Raw genomic sequence first — 17,127 nt, forward strand, 5'->3', positions numbered from 1 at the left:
ACCTGCTCAAGAAGGTAGCTGCCCATGGATTTCGCCTATTCGCCCAAGGTTCAGGAACTGCGTGAACGCGTGACCGCGTTCATGGACGCTTATGTGTATCCGGCCGAACCGGTGTTCGAGCGCCAGGTCGCCGAAGGCGATCGCTGGCAGCCCACCGCGATCATGGAAGAGCTCAAGGCCCGCGCCAAGGCCGAGGGGTTGTGGAACCTGTTCCTGCCGGAATCCGAACTGGGTGCCGGCCTGACCAACCTGGAATACGCCCCCCTGGCGGAAATCATGGGCCGCTCGCTGCTCGGGCCGGAGCCGTTCAACTGCTCGGCGCCGGACACCGGCAACATGGAAGTGCTGGTCCGTTACGCCAATGAAGAACAGAAGCAGCGCTGGCTGGAACCACTGCTGCGCGGCGAGATCCGTTCCGCGTTCGCCATGACCGAACCGGATGTGGCCTCGTCCGACGCCACCAATATGGCCGCCCGCGCCGAGCGCCAGGGTGACGAGTGGGTGATCAACGGCAAGAAGTGGTGGACGTCCGGCGCGTGCGATCCGCGCTGCAAGATCCTGGTGTTCATGGGCCTGAGCAATCCGGACGCACCGCGTCACCAGCAGCACTCGATGATCCTGGTGCCGGTGGATACCCCCGGGGTGAAGATCGTTCGTCCACTGCCGGTATTCGGTTACGACGATGCCCCCCATGGTCACGCCGAAGTGCTGTTCGAGAACGTGCGGGTACCTTACGAGAACGTGCTGCTGGGCGAGGGGCGTGGTTTCGAGATCGCCCAGGGTCGTCTTGGCCCGGGCCGGATTCACCACTGCATGCGTTCCATCGGCATGGCCGAGCGCGCGCTGGAGCTGATGTGCAAGCGGGCGGTCAACCGTACCGCGTTCGGCCGGCCGCTGGCTCGCCTGGGCGGGAATATCGACAAGATCGCCGACTCACGGATGGAGATCGACATGGCGCGCCTGTTGACCCTGAAGGCGGCCTTCATGATGGACACCGCGGGCAACAAGGTGGCGAAAAGCGAGATCGCGCAGATCAAGGTGGTGGCGCCGAACGTGGCCTTGAAGGTGATCGACCGGGCGATCCAGATCCACGGTGGCGCCGGGGTTTCCAACGATTTCCCGCTGGCCTACATGTACGCCATGCAACGCACCCTGCGCCTGGCCGACGGCCCGGATGAAGTGCACCGGGCGGCGATCGGCAAGTACGAGATTGGCAAGTATGTGCCGCGCGAGATGATGCGTTCGGAGCGTTGAGATCGACACTGCTGCCGTGGATGCAGCCCTATAGGCGCCGGCTTGCTGGCGATAGTATCGACGCGCTGTCCTGTCAGGCCGCGTCGCCTGGATCGCCAGCAAGCCGGCTCCTACAAGTGCCAGTTCCGACACAAGAATGTCGGCGTGCTCGGAGAATGCCGCTCTCAGTAGACCCAGACCTCGACCCGACGGTTCTTGATGCGGCCTTCATCCAGGGTGTTGGCCGCCACTGGCATCTGCGCGCCGAGGCCCTGGATATCGCGAAACACCACGCCGCCTTTTACCAGTTCCCGCCGGACCGCCATCGCCCGCAGCTTGGACAGCAATGCTGCGCGGGCTGGGTCGTTCTTGGCGTCGCCAAAGCCCACCAGGGTCACCTGTTTGTTCAGCTTGCCCTGGGCATGCAGGTAATCCAGGACCCGCAGTACATCCTGGCGGGCCTTGTTGTCCAGGCTGGCGCTGCCTTCCTCGAAACGAAAATTCACTGACAGCCGCTGCGCCTCTTTCGCCAGTGCCTGGTATTCCGGCGACATGGCCGGGCCGGGAGTCACTGAGATGGCTTGCACCGTCTGCGCGACAAAACCGTTGCTGGCGACAATCGCCTGGCCCGCCAGGCTTTGCGCGAAGCGCACCAGGGACGCGGCCCAGGGATTCTGGTGGTTGGGCGGCAGGTAGAAGAACAGCCGCCGCGACAGCGGATAATCCTCGGTGGCAATCAGGCTGGCCAGCGGCAGCATCGCTTGCGAATCGCCGTCGACAATGGCCACGGCCTTGGCCTGGCGGACGTAGGGCAGGCCGATAAAACCGATCCCCTGGTGATCCTGGCTGACCGCATCGGACAACTGCTCGCTGGACTCGAAACGCTTGGCGCCGGCGGCCAGGGATTTGCCGCGACGGGCCAGGACCAGTTCCTTGAAGGTGTCCCAGGTCCCGGACTGTTCATCGCGGGCATAGAGGTGGATGGCGCCGCCGACTCCGCCCAGTTCTTCCCAGGTTTTCACCTCGCCGGAAAAGATTCTCGCCAGCTCTTCGGTGTTCAGTCGGGTCAGCGGGTTTTGCGGATGGAGGATAATCGCCACGCCGTCGATGGCGATCACTTGCTCGGCGTCGGGGCTTTTCAGATCGCCGAGGCTGGCGAGCTCCGCCAGTTCCGCGTCCTTGATCGGGCGTGAAGAGGCGGCGAGGTCGGCGGTTCCGGCTTTCAGGGCAGTGAACCCGGTGCTGGAACCATGGGCGGCGACTTCGACCCGGACCCGGCGGCCCTGCTCGGTGGTGGCGATCACGCGCTGTTCATTGTCCTTGCCGGTGTTGGCCAGGTGCACGCCATGCAGGCCCTGTTCCTCGAGCCAGCCCTTGACCAGCGCCGGCCCGAGGTCGGCACCGATGGTGTTGGAGCCCTGGATGCGCAGGGCCGGGCCGTCATCGGGCGGCGCGGGCAGGGCCGCCAGGGTCAGGGCGGGGAGGCCGCAGAGGATCAACAGTGAGAGCGCGCGCAGCATGGGGCCTGCACCTTAATGGGCCAGAGTGCTGCAAGAATAAGTCAGTCAGGTTTCAGTTAAATGACGCAGGTCGGGCGTCAAGCCCCATTCTTGAAAACACCACGCCCCTGTAGGCGCCGGCTTGCTGGCGATGAGGCCAGTGAGCCTTGCATCGCCTGATCGGACGCCATCGCCAGCAAGCCGGCTCCTACAGGGGGTTGTGGGGTTCGGGAGCGGGGATCAGCCCAGTTCCAGCCAGATCGGCGCATGGTCGGAAGGCTTTTCCATGCCGCGCAATTCATAGTCGACCCCACCAGCCTTGACCCTCGGCAGCAAGCCATTCGAGGCCAGGATCACATCGATCCGCAGGCCGCGCTTGGGCTCGTCTTCAAAACCACGGCTGCGGTAATCGAACCAGCTGAAACGGTCATCCACTTCAGGGTGCAGATGCCGGAAACTGTCCACCAGCCCCCAGTTTTTCAGGCGCGCCAACCATTCGCGCTCTTCCGGCAGGAAGCTGCACTTGCCGGTTTTCAGCCAGCGCTTGGCGTTGTCGGCACCGATGCCGATATCGCAGTCCTCCGGGGAAATATTGATATCGCCCATCACCACCAGTGGCTGGTCGTGGGTGAACCGGCTTTCCAGCAACTGCTGCAAATCCTGGTAGAAGCGTTCCTTGGCCGGGAACTTGGTCGGATGGTCGCGGCTTTCACCCTGGGGGAAATAGCCGTTCATGATGGTCACCGGCGTGCCGTTTTCATCGGCGAAGGTGCCCCAGATAAAACGCTTCTGGGCTTCTTCATCGTCGCCCTCGAAACCTTTGTGCAGGCTCAATGGCGCCTGGCGCGACAGCAGGGCCACGCCGTAATGACCTTTCTGGCCGTGAAAGTGCACGTGGTAACCCAGGGCTTCGACTTCGGCCTGGGGAAACTGCTCATCGGAAACCTTGGTTTCCTGCAGGCCGATCACGTCCGGCTGGTGCTTCTCGATCAGCGCCGCCAACTGATGGGGCCGGGCGCGCAGGCCGTTGATGTTGAACGAGACGATTTTCATGGGCGGCAATCCTGGCAAAACAGCGATGCTAGCCGACAAGTCCGGTGACAGCCAGCGTGGCGGGAGTAGCGATGCACTGCTAACGTTCTCTCAGATCGTTGCGGCAGCCGCCGCGGCCAGGGAGGTTGACCGCCATGCCGGATATGCCAGAGATCACGGCCCAGATCCATCTGCTCGACGGTGGTTATTCACGGGAAGCACGCTCCCTGTTGTACCAGGCCTATCGGCATGAACCGACGTTCGCCTATCTGTTCGAGGCCGAACGCCCGGGCTACGAGCAGCGGGTCCGGGCCACGGTGCGCGAGCGGGTCAAGCAACACTTTCTCGAGGATCTGCCGGCCATCGGGCTGCTGGTCAACGACCGCCTGATCGGCATCGCGCTGATCGCCCCGCCACAACGTCGGTTGGACATCACCGAGAGCTGGGTCTGGCGCATGCGCATGGTGCTGAGCACCGGCTTTCGCTGTACCCGCCGCTACCTGGAATACCAGCAGGCGGTGCTCGCCTGTCTGCCGTCGAATTCGGTGCATGTGCTGCCGTTGCTGGGCATCCACCCGCAGTTCCAGGGCCAGCACTATGGCGAGCAACTGCTGATGGCGGTGCACAACTGGTGTGCCGAGGACCCGCATTCCCAAGGCGTGGTGCTCGATACCGGCAACCCGCGCTACCTGGAGTTCTACAAGCGCCAGGGTTATGAGGAAATCGGTGAGGTGGCGGTGGGAGCCATCCGCGAACACGTGTTTTATCACGCCAACCCTCAGGTGTTACAAACAGCAATGGCTTGACTGTCGAACTTTCCGGTCGGTTTCGCGTTCTATGACGGCCCTAACCCAGCCCGTGATAGCATCCGCGCCTATGATGTTTTCTATAAGATTGACCGGCGGTTTGCTCCTGCTCTGTTGCAGCATGGCGGCCCTGGCGCAAAGCGAACTCGATGTACGGGTCAAGCCCGCGAACGACGAGTTGAAGGCCAATGTGGAAGGCTACATTGGCAGTCTCGGTAATCGTGGCGAAAATGCCCTGCGGCGTTTCAGCCGCGGCGCGCAGGAGCAGGCACGCAAGGCCGCCCAGGCGCTCGGCTATTATCAGCCGCAGATCGAGACGGAAGTCGAAGCCGGCAAGACCCCCAGACTGATCCTCACCATCGACCCTGGCGAACCGGTACATCTGCGCAATGTCACCGTGCGCGTCGAAGGCCCGGCCGCCAGTCTCAAGGCCTTCCGAATCCCCGGCAGTGACGCCCTCAAGCCCGGCGCCGTGCTCAACCATGGGCGCTACGAGGACACCAAGCGGCTGATCCTCAACCGGGCTTCGCGCTACGGCTTTTTCAGCGGCCACTTCATCAGCCAGAAGCTGATCGTCGATCCCCAGGCGGGCGTCGCCGATATCGAACTGATCTATGACAGCGGTCCGCGCTACGCCCTGGGCCCGGTGCATTTCGCCGGTGACACGCCGTTCGACGAAGACCTGCTGCACCGCATGGTGCCGTTCAAGGCCGGTACCCCCTACGATTCCGAATTGATCGCCGAACTCAACCAGGCCCTGCAATCGAGCGGCTATTTCGAAGGCGTGCGGGTGGACGCGGCACCGATGGCGGCCAAGGACCGGGTGATCCCGGTCGAGGTCCAGCTCGATACCCGCAAGCCGCGGACCATGGGCTTGGGCCTGGGCTATTCGACCGACGTCGGGCCCCGCGTCAAGGCCAACTGGACCCGTCACTGGGTCAATGCCCAGGGCGACAGCTACGGGATCGAAAGCGAGGTGTCCGCGCCCCGGCAGAATATCGGCCTGTGGTACGACCATCCGCTGGACCCGCCGCTCACCGACAAGCTGCGCTGGGCCGCCGGCTACCAGTACGAAGAGATCTCCAACACCGACAGCCTGAGCAAGCTGTTCACCATCGGCCCGGAATGGCACAGCAAGCTGCCCAGCGGCTGGCAGCGGGTGATCTCGCTCAAGTGGCAGCGCGAGGAATATCGCCTCGGCGACGATTCGGGCCTGAGTACCTTGCTGATGCCGGGTATCAATTACTCCTACCTGCGCAGCGACAACCGTATCGATCCGCACAATGGCTATCGCCTGGAGTTCGACAGCAAGGTCGCCAAGGAGGGCCTGGCCTCGGACAATAATCTGTTGTACGGCACGGCCACGCTCAAGGGCCTGACTACCCTCTGGGACAATCACCGTTTCCTCGGCCGGATCCAGTTCGGCGGCAGCGCCACCAACGGCTACCGGAACGTGCCGCCGTCCCTGCGCTTCTTCGCCGGCGGCGACCAGAGTGTGCGCGGCTACGACTACCAGAGCCTGTCCCCGGAAAACTCCGAGGGCGATCGGATCGGTGGGCGCTACATGGTCGCCGGCAGCCTTGAGTACCAATATTCCATCGCCGAGAAATGGCGGGTCGCGACCTTCGTCGACCAGGGCAACTCGTTCAACACCCTGGAGTTGCCGAGCCTCAAGACCGGCGTCGGCATCGGCGTGCGCTGGATCTCGCCGGTGGGGCCGATCCGCCTCGACCTGGCCCATGCGCTGGACGATCCCGGCGGTATCCGTTTGCACTTTTCCATGGGGCCTGAGTTGTGAAGCGCGGTTTGAAAGTACTTGGCCTGGCGGTTGTCTCGCTGATCCTGTTGTTGCTGGTGTCGTTGGGGCTGGTGCTGGGTACCCAGGCCGGCAGTCGTTGGGCGTTGGCGCAAGTGCCGGGTTTGAGCGTGGAAAATTTCCAGGGCCATTTGGGTGGCCAGTGGAGTGCCGATCACCTGCTCTGGCAACAGGGCGGCAATCGGGTCGAATTGCAGCAGCCGCGCTTCAATTGGTCGCCGCTGTGCCTGACGCACTTTGTGCTCTGTATCGAGCAGTTGGAAGTCGAGCGGGTCGACCTGCGCTTCGAACCGAGCGCGCCCGCCGAGAGTGGGCCGCTGAGCTTGCCGACGCTGAAACTGCCGGTGGCGATCGAGTTGCACCAGGTACGTATCGGCAGCCTGTGGCTCGACGGCAGCGAGCAGCTCAAGGAGTTGCAACTGGCCGCGCACTGGACGGCGAAGGGATTGCAGATCGATGCCGTGCACTTGCAGCACGACGACCTCAGCCTGGACCTCTCCGGGCTGCTGCAACCGAGTGGCGACTGGCCGCTGACGGCCGAAGGCAAGCTGCTGTTGCCGGCTCCGGGCGGCGTGCCCTGGGCCCTGGCGCTGGAAGTGCAGGGCGATCTGCTCAAGACCCTCAAGCTCAAGGCCAACAGCAGCGGTTATCTGCAGGGCCAACTGACGGGTGAACTGGAGGCCCTGGCCGAGCACCTGCCGGCCAGGGTGCGGATCACCGCCGATGCTTTCAAGGCCAGCGCCGAGTTGCCGGACACCCTGCAACTCAATCAGCTGGAGCTCACCGGCAGCGGCAACCTGAAAGACGGTTACCAGCTCCAGGGCAAGGCCGTGCTGCCGGCCGAGCAAGGCCCCGTCGACCTGAACCTGCAAGGTCGGGTCGATGCGCAGGGCGCGCAGATCGCCGCGCTGGACCTGACCGCCGATGCCAGGCAGCGGCTGAAACTCAGTGCTGAACTGGATTGGCAAAAGGGCTTCAGTGCCGATGCCAAGGTCGATTGGCTGGACTTCCCCTGGCATCGCCTGTACCCGTTGATCGAGGAGCCGGCGGTCAAGGCGCGGACCCTGGTCGGTGAAGTGCATTACCGCGACGGCAACTACCTGGGTTACCTCCAGGCCGATCTCGACGGCCCGGCGGGCAAGTTCAGCCTGCTGACGCCGTTCAGCGGTGACCTGAAACAGATCGCCCTGCCGCAGCTCGAACTGAAGGCGGGGCAGGGCAAGGCCAGCGGCTACCTGAAGCTGCAATTCGCCGACGGCATCGCCTGGGACACCGCCCTGGACCTGAGCGCGCTCAACCCGGCGTACTGGCTGGCGGAGTTGCCCGGAACCCTGGCCGGGCCGCTGCGCAGCAAAGGCGAATTGAAGAACCAGCAGCTTTCCGTCGATGCGAATATCGACCTCAAGGGCAAGCTGCGCGGGCAACCGGCGCTGCTCCAGGCCAAGGCCAGCGGCAAAGGCGAGCAATGGACCCTCGGTGCCCTGGACATTCGTCTCGGCGACAACCGCATCCAGGGCAGTGGCAGCCTGCAACAACGCCTGGCCGGGCAACTCGACCTCAACCTGCCGCGCCTGGGCCAGCTCTGGCCGCAGTTGCGCGGGCAAGTCAAAGGCCGGGTCGATCTCGCCGGCACGCTCAAGGCGCCGCAAGGCAAGGTCAGCCTGCACGGCCAGCAACTGGTGTTCGCCGATAACCGCCTGCAGGATCTCAGTCTCGAGGCCAACCTCGACAGCGCCCAACGTGGGCAACTGGACCTCAAGGGCGACGGCATCCAGGCCGGTGACAAGGCCCTGGGCACCCTGACCTTGCACGGCCAGGGCGATCTCAAGCGCCAGCAGGCACAACTCGACCTGCAAGGCCCGCTGCTGAAGCTGGCGCTCGGCCTGGACGGCGGCCTCGACAAGGGCAACTGGCGCGGGCGCCTGGTTTCCGGCGATGTGCAGACCGGCGGCCAGGACTGGAAACTGCAGAACCCGGCCAAACTCGAATACCTCGCCGATGGCCGGCTGAACTTCGGCAGCCACTGCTGGTTGTCGGGGGAGGCCAGCCTCTGTGGCGAGGATCAGCGGCTGATGCCCGAGCCGCGCCTGCGCTATCACCTCAAGCAGTTCCCCCTGGAAAGCCTGGGGCAATGGTTGCCTCGCGACTTCGCCTGGCAGGGCCGGCTGAATGCCGACCTGCAAGTGGACCTGCCGGCCAGCGGCCCCAAGGGCCAGATCATGATCGATGCCAGTGGCGGCACGTTGCGCATGCGCGAACGGCGCAAATGGCTGGATTTCCCCTACGAGACCCTCAAGCTGACCAGCAACCTGACTCCGCGGCGGGTCGATATGGTCCTGGATTTTCGCGGTGGCAAGCTTGGCGAGCTGATGCTCCAGGCGCAGATCAATCCCCTGGCAAAGAACAAACCCCTGACCGGCGATTTCCGCCTCAGTGGCCTCGACCTCAGTGTGGCCCGACCTTTCGTGCGTAAGGTCGAGACCCTGGCCGGTCGCCTGGACGGCAGCGGGCGCTTGTCCGGCGGCTTGCTGGCCCCCAAGGTCAACGGCAACCTGACCTTGAGCGGCGGCGAGGTCTCCGGCTCGGAAGTGCCGACCACGGTCAAGGACCTGCGGGTGCAGGCGCAGATTGCCGGGGAAAACGTCCAGCTCAACGGCAGTTGGACCGGTGGCGAGGCCGGGCACGGCAGCCTGACCGGGCATATCGACTGGACCGATGCGCTACAGCTGGAATTGGCGATCAAGGGTTCGCAGTTGCCGGTCAGTGTCGAGCCGTATGCGACCCTTGAAGTCGCGCCGGACCTGACGGTGTCGATGCACGGCGACAAGCTGGCGATTGCCGGCAAGGTGCATGTGCCCAAGGGCGCGATTGTCGTGCGCGAGCTGCCGCCGTCGACGGTCAAGGTCTCGGACGACACGGTGATCGTCGGCCAGCAGACCGCGGAGGGCAAGGCACCGCTGGCGATGTCCATGGATATCGAGGTGCTGGTGGGGGAGGACAAGCTCAGCTTCAACGGCTTCGGCCTGACCGCCGACTTGCAGGGGCAGGTACATATCGGTGACAACCTCGACACCCGTGGTGAGTTGCGTCTGAACGACGGGCGCTACAGCGCCTATGGCCAGCGCCTGACCATTCGCCGGGCGCGGTTGCTGTTTGCCGGGCCCATCGACCAACCGTACCTGGATATCGAGGCGATTCGCCAGACCGATGATGTGATTGCCGGTATTCGCCTGAGCGGGAGCGCCGAACAACCGACCACGGAGATTTTCTCGGAGCCGGCCATGAGCCAGGAGCAGGCGTTGTCCTATCTGGTACTGGGGCGACCGTTGAGCACCACCGGCGAAGACAGCAGTGTGCTGGCCCAGGCGGCGTTGGGGCTGGGTTTGATGGGCAGTGCCGGGTTGACCGGCGACCTGGCGAAGAACCTGGGTATCGAGGATTTTTCCCTCGATACCCATGGCAGTGGCAGCACCACGTCGGTGGTGGCCAGTGGCAAGATCACCGAGAAGCTGAGCTTGCGCTACGGGGTGGGGGTGTTCGAACCGGCCAACACCATCGCCTTGCGTTATCTGTTGAGCAAACGCGTGTATCTGGAGGCGGCGAGTGGTGTGGCCAGTTCCCTGGATATTTTCTATAAGCGCGATTTCTGAGGCGCTGTGTTCAGCGATTCAGGCCCTGCATCACCGCTTCCGGATAACGCAGCCCGGCCGTGACACCCGCCGGGAAAATCGCCTCCAGGGCCTGCAACTCGGCGGGACTCAGCTTCACTTCCAGCGCCGCCACGTTCTCTTCCAGGTATTTGCGCTGCTTGGTCCCGGGAATCGGGATCAGGTAGTCGCCCTGGGCCAGGACCCAGGCCAGCGCCAGTTGCCCGGCGGTCACGCCTTTTTCCGCGGCCAGCGCCTGGACCTGCTCCACCAGCCGCAGGTTGCGGGCGAAGTTCTCGCCCTGGAAGCGCGGGCTGAAACGCCGATAGTCATCGGCGGCGAAATCGTCCGGGCTCTTCAGCGCGCCGGTCAGGAAACCGCGACCCAACGGGCTGTAGGGCACAAAGGCAATCCCCAGGCGCTGGCAGGCGGCCAGGCAGCCGTTGTCTTCCTGGTCACGGCTCCACAGCGAGTACTCGCTTTGCAAGGCGCTGATCGGATGCACCCGGTGTGCGCGCTCCAGGGTCTCGGCCGAGGCCTCGCTCAAACCCAGGTAACGGACCTTGCCGGCCTTGACCAGTTCGGCCATGGCGCCGACGGTTTCCTCGATGGCCACTTCCGGGTCGATACGGTGCTGGTAGTAGAGGTCCAGGGTCTCCACGCCGAGGCGCTTGAGGGTGCCGTCGATGGCCGTGCGAATGTACTCCGGCTTGCCGCTGACCCCGCGGTACGCCGGGTTGGCCGGGTCACGCAGGATGCCGAACTTGCTGGCCAGGAACACCTGATCGCGTTTGCCGGCGATGGCCTGGCCGATCAGCTCCTCGTTGCTGTGGGGGCCGTACATGTCGGCAGTGTCGAGCAGGGTCACGCCCAGTTCCAGCGCCCGATGCAGGGTCGCGGTGGCTTCGCGGGTGTCACTGCCGGTGGTGTAGAAATCGGTCATGCCCATGCAGCCGAGGCCGATGGCGGAGACCTGTGGGCCGTTCTTGCCGAGTTGACGGGTGTGCATGGTGTGAGCTCCTGTGGGATTTCATGCAGTGTGAACCTCGACAAAAGCGCGATAAACCGGCTAAAAGCACTATCACTATTCGTAAAATCCCAATAATGGAGGGCCGATGGATCGCTTTAACGCCATGCGGGTCTTTACCCGGATCGTCGAGCTGGGCGGTTTCGCCAAGGCCGCCGACAGCCTGCAAGTGCCCCGGGCCTCGGTGACGGTGCTGGTCAAGCAACTGGAAGCGCATCTGGGGGTGCAACTGTTGCACCGCACCACCCGCCAGGTCAGCACCACCCTCGACGGCGCGGCCTATTACCAGCGCTGCGTGCAACTGCTGGCGGACCTGGAGGAAACCGAAGCGGTGTTTTCCTCTGCCCGGCGCAATCCGCGGGGGACCCTGCGGGTCGATATGCCGGCGGGCATCGGCCGCTTGATCGTGATTCCGGTATTGCCCGAATTCAGCGAGCGTTATCCGCTGATCGACCTGGAAATCGGCCTGAATGACCGGCCCGTGGACCTGATCCGTGATGGCATCGATTGTGTGCTGCGTGGCGGCGAGGCCCTGGACGATTCGCTGGTGGCCCGGCCGCTGGTGCTGGTCGAGCAAGTGACCTGTGCCAGTGCGGCCTATATCGAACGCATGGGGTTGCCGACGTCACTGGCGGACCTGGCGGGGCATCGGATGGTCGAGTATTTTTCCAGTGTGAGCGGCAAGCGCTTCGGCCTGGAGTTCCAGCAGGGCGACCAGTTGCAGGCGATCGACCTGCCCAAGCGTCTTTCGGTCAGCAGTGCCGACGGTTACCTGGCGGCGTGTGAAGCCGGCTATGGGCTGGTGCAGATTCCCTATTACCACGTGGTCGAACAACTGCGCAGCGGCCAGTTGTGCGAAGTGTTGCGCGATCATCCACCGCCCGGATTACCGTTGAGCGCGATGTATCCGCCCCATCGACAGATGTCGGCGCGGGTGCGGGTGTTTGTCGATTGGCTGGTGGAGATCTGTACCCGGCCGGGTACCGGGTTTCGGCGTTGAGCAAAACGCGGTCAGAACGAATGGATCGGTCTGGCGGGATCTGTGTAGGAGCCAGCTTGCTGGCGATGGCGGCCGTATAGTCATACAAGGCTGATCGGTCTCATCGCCAGCGCGCCGGCTCCTACAAGGGCGTGTGTCTCAACCGGTAATCAGCGACGGCTATCAGCGACGGTATTCGCCAGGGCCATCGGCATAGCGGTGATCGTGCCAGCCTCCGCCATGGGGGAAAATGAAGCAGCCGCTCAGGGACAAGATGACCAGCAGGGGAATCAACATCGTGATTCGACGAAACATGGATAAATCCTCATGGGTGAAGCCGGGAAGATAAAACCCTTCCCCGGATATACTATGGGACCCCGCATGTGTCGTTTCATTCATCGCCATTTGTAGGGCGTTGGTATGGATTAAGATACAAGTCGGATACATTTGTCGTTTCAGGGAGGGCGCCCAATGTTTCATGGAGCGAGCCCCCAATGCGCGACAAAGCAGCTACAACACTGTTACAAACCATCCTTGCTAAGCCCTGGGTCTACAGGAGGAACGGTAGGTACTACCTCAGGATGCGACCTGTAGGTTTATCCAGTGGTTTCTTTTCGGTATCCTTGCGGACCACCGAGAGACCACAGGCGAACGAGTTGACCAAAGACATCCTATCGGCCCTTGCGGTGTTCCATCTGGATAACCCTGAGGCCTCGTGGGCGGACATCAAGGACCGCCTATCTGTAGTGAGCCGCGACGCTCTCCTAATGACCCACACAGACGCCTCCCTGGTGGCCTACGAGTCGATCTACGAGGATTTACACACGAGCCTACGAAAAGCTACGGCCACCATGGGGCTCTCCCCGGATCAGCACAGGGGAGCCGCTGTAGCACAGAGAATTCTGGACGCTTCTGTTGGTCGGCTAAGGGGAGACGCCACCGGTCTCCTCAATGTCATCGGCGAGCTGACAGGGGGCGACAACAGGGTAATTACTGCCAGTCCTGAGGTGGGCACCCAGCCACCATTGCGATGGGAAGAGCTATGGCCTAAGTACCTCAAGGAGAAGGCCGGGAACCTCAAGGAGGGCTCTATAGATATCTACATGAGCAATTACACTGTGATCGGTTGCGCATTGACTGCTGTGGGTGTGCTTGATCTCAGGAAGCATACCCGCGAGGACCTCGTAGATATGCGGGAAGAGTTGTTAGAGACACGCAAGCCGATCACCGTGAACACCCTACTGACAAGCTTCAGCTCTGTGATGAATTGGGCCGTTGCCAACGACTTTTTGACTAAGGCCTACGTTACGAAACTCAAGCTGACAAAAGGCATAGAGAGCGAACGTATACCATTCGAAAGACACCAAGTGGAGACCATCATGGCTCACGCTAACAGCCTGCCAGTGGATGCATGGGAGCGTTGGGGCCTATCACTCCTGGCAATCACCGGCGCGCGCGCGCGGGAGGTCACCCAATTGACCAAGGACGATATTGTCAATGTGGAAGGGGTCACATGTATCCATATCCATGAGGGTGTCGAGGGGCAATCCATCAAGAACAAATACAGTGAGCGCATGGTGCCCCTGGTGGATGGCTTGATGGGCTTTGACCTCTCTGCTTTTCTTCAGGCCCTTAACGGTCCTAACCCTCCTTTGGTTAGCGGCACTGGGATCAAGCATCATCGCGCGCGCGAGATATTCAACGACACGCTACGTGAGCTTCTACCAAACAAGGATAAAAACCAGACGCTCCATTCCCTGCGTCACCATATGGCAACATCGTGCAAGAACAAAGGAATCGCTGTGAACGATCTACGGGAGTTCGACTTGTCCCGCATCACCCCAAGCTACGACCGCCGTGTTAACGGTGACATCGGGATCATGGGAGCAACAGGCCGGACTACTGGCGAGCTGCTACACGACATCACCAAGGTCAAAGCGTCCAGCAAGGCCGAGAAGGCTGCGCTTGCAGAGGCCATGAAGATTCTCACAGGTCGGGCACGGCAGGAGCCCGAAGGGGCCTTAGCGACCACTGCGCGGATTCTCTCGGACCTGGGCTTTGTCGCGAAGAATGCCTACATGGGGGTCCAGTCGATCTCAGAGGTTGCCGGTATGGTGACCAAAGGGCATACGCACATGCTTCTGAAGGGTGTGCCGTTGCTCCGTGAGATGACGCAATGGGGCTCGAAGATCAGCACGAAGGACCTCAAGGATATGCATTCGATGGTGTTCGGTCGGGAGCTGGATAACCATCTTCGACCAACTCGTACAGACATCGTTGAGCGCCTGAGGGATCAAGCGGACGTTAGCCCCCTGACAGCAAACGTAGTGGGCTCTCTCAAGTACGCAACCCAGGAGATATCGGCCCGGTCGCCGTTCACGAAGTTCCTTACAGAGTCGTCTAACTACATCGCGGATGCTGGTCGGTCGGGCGTCCTTTCGGACCTCGTTGACCATGTGTTGGCAGGGCGCCAGTCGAGTCTGTTCGATCCTCAAAGGCTCCACTCCATGTCTATCAGCCCCGAGCAATTCGAGGGCATCAAGGCGGCGATCCGGGAACACATGGTCGTTGGGAAGAACGGTAAGTACACCATCAAGGACCGTGCAGCCCTACAGCGTGACCCTCGGACAATGGACATGTGGCGGATGGGCGACAAGATTGCCCACGAGACCATCTTGCGGCCACACGCTCTGTCGTCTGCTGACACCGTTGCTTACGGGGCAGGGGTCAAGATGGCTATGCAGTTCAAGAACTTCACCATGCGCTCTGTGAACTCCCGGCTTGTCCGTGGCTTCCACGATGCAACGAAGAACGGTCGAGCGATTGACCAGACGATGCAAGCGGTCCTGTCTACTGGCCTCGCCGTTTCCACCTATGTGGCAATGAAGTACAGCCAAGCGGCAGGCATGCCCAAGGACCAGCGTGATGGCTTCCTAAAGAACTCGCTTGATCCCAAGATGCTGGGTTACGCGGGTCTGTCCCGTAGTTCCCATATCGGGGCCCCATTGGGTCTACTGAACATCGTAGCGGCGCCTTTCGGTTTCGATCAGGGCGCGGCTGTACGTTCGTCGATCCTCCCACGGGGGCCCAAGGAGAAGCCCGAGCTGGGCGCAATGAAGTACAGCGCCACCCAGGACAAGCGATTCACCGGGTTCCTCGGTCGAGTCACTGAGCAGGTCCCCGCAATGGGCGTCCTGGCGAACGGTTATCAGACTGGCTACAACGCCTTCGGGGCGCTGGGCAGGGCGGCTTCGCTCTTCAGTTCATGCTCAACTGTGTGTCCACGAGTCTGTCATTGAGCGGGACTACCAGACCGCCCTGAACCCTGATGGGACCACGGATGTTAAATACAGCGGCTTCTACCAGCTCACGAGGATCACCAAGGACCGGGGAGCCCTGGCACATGATGACCGTTTAGACGCCCTGGCAATCGGGGTGCAGTTCTTCACAGAATCCATGGAGCGAGACTCCGAAGTAGGCGCTCAGGAGATGCTCTCGGATTTCATAGAAGAACACATGGAGCGTCACCTCCACGGTTTCGAGTCAGCTATGCAGTTGGCTGTGACCGGGGAGGTTGTCATGTCCTGGGAGGACGACACGGACACCGGAAGCTTTATCGAGTGGTAACCATAGAGGGTCCTTAACGGGGCCCTTTATTTCAGCAATTGGTTACTTTATGTACAGGCTGGAAGCCTTACAGACCGGGCCTCTCAAAACCCCTCACTATTAGGATAGGGGCCCGTTAGGGCATTACTGGTAGGGCCCTTTAGGGTCTCTTACAGGTCCTTTCAGGCCTCTAAGAGACCCTCTACTTAAAGACCCTCATAGGTGGGTGATTATGCTGATAAGCATCACCTTCTAAGGGCAGGCACAAAGGAGCACACATGGACATGAAGGCAGCACTAAGCATCCTTCGGACCCTGCTGACCCACCGTGTCACCTACCGATTTCTTGCTTTACTCGTTGTCTCTCTTGGAGCTGTTCAAGGTGGTCCACTGGTCGAAGCCTTTGGGGATGTCATGTGCCTTCTACTTGGTGGCTGTGATGGGTGACGTGTTGGGTATACTTGCAGGGGCCGTTAGGGCCAATGAGAATCTGACAGAAAAATCTGAGTGACCACCTCAGTCAGGGCGGTGCGCCAAGTTCCCCCGTAGGGCCCTCGCGCGCGCGCCTGAGCCTTATGGCGTGCGCGCATGGGTCCTTATCGTGCGCCCATGCGCGCCTCTGTAGGCTGGTCGTTCAGCCGCCTCCCAGGTGTCACAGGGATGCGTCAAGAGTGTTACAAACAGGCTTGACCCCCCGGCAAACAGGCCCGTAGCATGGCCGCCCGCGCTCTCCCAATCAATCGGATACATTTATCGTTTCAAGTTTTAACTATTCAGGAATAGGTAATGACTCAATCGCAGCGTCTGAAGTACTCGATTCTGATTTCCCTAGTGGTGCTGGGGATCATGTTCGGCCTGTCCTATCTGCAAAACACCGGGGTCATCAGCGAGAAGCTGTTCCAGTACATCGCCATTGGCGTGGCGGTGCTCGTGGTGGTGATCAACGGTGTCATGCGCCGCAAGGTCAAGCCCTGAACTCAGGTATCGAGACCCGTGGCCTGCGGCTCGGCGTCCTGTAGCTCCAGGGTCGCGGTCGCATCCGGGTGCAGGCTGTAGCTCTTGTCCGCGTTGAGCACCACGACGCCCTCGCTGCACAGGCGCTTGAGCACCTCGCGCACGCTGAGAAAGGACAAGGGAATGCCCAGCTCCAGCAAGTGACTGTGAACCCCGCGCACACCCAGCCGGCGATGGTCTTCGCCGGCGCTCAAGAGCGCATCGATGACTTTGAGGCGGATCAGGCTGGTGCGCAAACCGAAGTGTTTGAGCAACTGACGAATACGGTGGTTACCGCTGCGTTCGGCAGGTTTGGCCAACATGGCGCCCGAGCTGTAGGAAGGATCGCGTTGCAAGGAAATACCGTCCGTTGACCTGTGCTGGTCGTACATGCAAAAACTCCTTTTCAGAGCCTGATCAGGAAGGTGATGTCGGCTCTCCTTGATAAGGACGAGCGAGACGGATAAATCATGAAGCTTCGAATGTAGAA

At 61.8% G+C, this 17,127-nt stretch carries 13 protein-coding genes; 8 read left to right on the forward strand and 5 right to left on the reverse strand.

All coding sequences use genetic code 11. From position 1 onward, the window contains the following. Positions 1 to 24 precede the first annotated feature (24 nt). Positions 25 to 1,254: an acyl-CoA dehydrogenase gene (locus CWE01_RS28465; protein ID WP_100943900.1), complete on the forward strand. Its 1,230-nt coding sequence runs from the start codon at positions 25 to 27 to the stop codon at positions 1,252 to 1,254. Positions 1,255 to 1,418: 164 nt separating this feature from the next. Here CWE01_RS28465 and CWE01_RS28470 read toward each other — a convergent pair whose 3' ends face one another. After that, the gene (locus CWE01_RS28470) at positions 1,419 to 2,753 is read right to left on the reverse strand and encodes a substrate-binding domain-containing protein (RefSeq protein WP_100943901.1); all 1,335 of its coding nucleotides are present in this window, start codon (positions 2,751 to 2,753) and stop codon (positions 1,419 to 1,421) included. Positions 2,754 to 2,972: 219 nt separating this feature from the next. Further along, positions 2,973 to 3,785: an exodeoxyribonuclease III gene (gene xthA, locus CWE01_RS28475; protein ID WP_100943902.1), complete on the reverse strand. Its 813-nt coding sequence runs from the start codon at positions 3,783 to 3,785 to the stop codon at positions 2,973 to 2,975. Between the two features lie 134 nt (positions 3,786 to 3,919). On the opposite strand from xthA, the gene CWE01_RS28480 reads away from it, so the two are divergent. The 3 genes from CWE01_RS28480 to CWE01_RS28490 all read left to right on the forward strand — a co-directional run bounded on the left by CWE01_RS28480 (position 3,920) and on the right by CWE01_RS28490 (position 10,036). Continuing rightward, positions 3,920 to 4,570 carry an N-acetyltransferase gene (locus CWE01_RS28480; RefSeq protein ID WP_100943903.1) on the forward strand — a complete coding sequence of 217 codons (651 nt, stop codon included), beginning with the start codon at positions 3,920 to 3,922 and terminating at the stop codon, positions 4,568 to 4,570. A 70-nt stretch (positions 4,571 to 4,640) separates the two neighbouring features. After that, positions 4,641 to 6,368 (forward strand): autotransporter assembly complex family protein, encoded by a 1,728-nt coding sequence (locus CWE01_RS28485; protein WP_100943904.1) that lies wholly within the window; start codon positions 4,641 to 4,643, stop codon positions 6,366 to 6,368. Further along, the gene (locus tag CWE01_RS28490) at positions 6,365 to 10,036 is read left to right on the forward strand and encodes a translocation/assembly module TamB domain-containing protein (RefSeq protein ID WP_100943905.1); all 3,672 of its coding nucleotides are present in this window, start codon (positions 6,365 to 6,367) and stop codon (positions 10,034 to 10,036) included. Before CWE01_RS28485 ends, CWE01_RS28490 begins: the two co-directional genes overlap by 4 nt. A 10-nt stretch (positions 10,037 to 10,046) precedes the next feature. On the opposite strand, the gene CWE01_RS28495 is transcribed toward CWE01_RS28490, so the two are convergent. Next, on the reverse strand, positions 10,047 to 11,042 hold the full coding sequence (locus CWE01_RS28495; RefSeq protein WP_100943906.1) for an aldo/keto reductase: 996 nt from the start codon (positions 11,040 to 11,042) through the stop codon (positions 10,047 to 10,049). A 106-nt stretch (positions 11,043 to 11,148) separates the two neighbouring features. Between CWE01_RS28495 and CWE01_RS28500 the strand changes: the two genes are divergently transcribed. Beyond that, positions 11,149 to 12,060 carry a LysR family transcriptional regulator gene (locus CWE01_RS28500; protein WP_100943907.1) on the forward strand — a complete coding sequence of 304 codons (912 nt, stop codon included), beginning with the start codon at positions 11,149 to 11,151 and terminating at the stop codon, positions 12,058 to 12,060. 162 nt (positions 12,061 to 12,222) lie between these two features. Here CWE01_RS28500 and CWE01_RS33990 read toward each other — a convergent pair whose 3' ends face one another. Then, positions 12,223 to 12,354 (reverse strand): hypothetical protein, encoded by a 132-nt coding sequence (locus CWE01_RS33990; protein ID WP_256346902.1) that lies wholly within the window; start codon positions 12,352 to 12,354, stop codon positions 12,223 to 12,225. A 179-nt stretch (positions 12,355 to 12,533) separates the two neighbouring features. On the opposite strand from CWE01_RS33990, the gene CWE01_RS28505 reads away from it, so the two are divergent. From CWE01_RS28505 to CWE01_RS28515, 3 genes are all read left to right on the forward strand, one after another. Next, positions 12,534 to 15,338 (forward strand): tyrosine-type recombinase/integrase, encoded by a 2,805-nt coding sequence (locus tag CWE01_RS28505; protein WP_100943908.1) that lies wholly within the window; start codon positions 12,534 to 12,536, stop codon positions 15,336 to 15,338. 591 nt (positions 15,339 to 15,929) lie between these two features. Next, positions 15,930 to 16,091 (forward strand): gp19.5 family protein, encoded by a 162-nt coding sequence (locus CWE01_RS34415; RefSeq protein ID WP_371917165.1) that lies wholly within the window; start codon positions 15,930 to 15,932, stop codon positions 16,089 to 16,091. Between the two features lie 339 nt (positions 16,092 to 16,430). Continuing rightward, a complete protein-coding gene (locus tag CWE01_RS28515; protein ID WP_100943910.1) occupies positions 16,431 to 16,619 on the forward strand; it encodes a hypothetical protein in 189 nt (62 codons plus the stop codon). A gap of 2 nt (positions 16,620 to 16,621) precedes the next feature. On the opposite strand, the gene CWE01_RS28520 is transcribed toward CWE01_RS28515, so the two are convergent. Then, a complete protein-coding gene (locus CWE01_RS28520; RefSeq protein WP_100943911.1) occupies positions 16,622 to 17,029 on the reverse strand; it encodes a fe2+ zn2+ uptake regulation protein in 408 nt (135 codons plus the stop codon). Between the last annotated feature and the right edge of the window lie 98 nt (positions 17,030 to 17,127).

This window comes from Pseudomonas sp. QS1027 (assembly GCF_002814235.1).
Taxonomy (GTDB): domain Bacteria; phylum Pseudomonadota; class Gammaproteobacteria; order Pseudomonadales; family Pseudomonadaceae; genus Aquipseudomonas.